Source organism: Streptomyces beijiangensis (genome assembly GCF_017315755.1).
GTDB classification, from domain to species: domain Bacteria; phylum Actinomycetota; class Actinomycetes; order Streptomycetales; family Streptomycetaceae; genus Streptomyces; species Streptomyces beijiangensis.
In genome coordinates this window covers 1-204 of sequence record NZ_JAFLRJ010001283.1, presented here as the reverse complement: position 1 = coordinate 204, position 204 = coordinate 1, and the positions used below count along the sequence as shown (strand labels likewise).

Sequence of the window (204 nt, the reverse complement as noted above, 5' to 3'; positions counted from 1 at the left end):
CGCATGTCCCCGGCCGTGACCCGTCCCTCCAGGTCGACGGCGCACAGCTCGTCGGCCCCGAGACGGTCGTAGGGGACCCCTGTCGGGGTCACCAGCACCGTGTCGCCGACACGCACCGAGACATTGCCCGACGTGCCCACGACAAGGCCGTCCTCGACCGTCCGACGGGCCGTTTCCACCAGCTTCTGCCAGGCGTTCTGCATA

General features: G+C 69.6%; 1 protein-coding gene. It reads right to left on the bottom strand.

Features of this window, described 5'->3' with window-relative positions:
• The coding region (locus J0695_RS41520) for a class II aldolase/adducin family protein (RefSeq protein ID WP_206969987.1) at positions 1–203 on the bottom strand (203 nt) is incomplete at its 3' end.
• Position 204 lies beyond the last annotated feature (1 nt).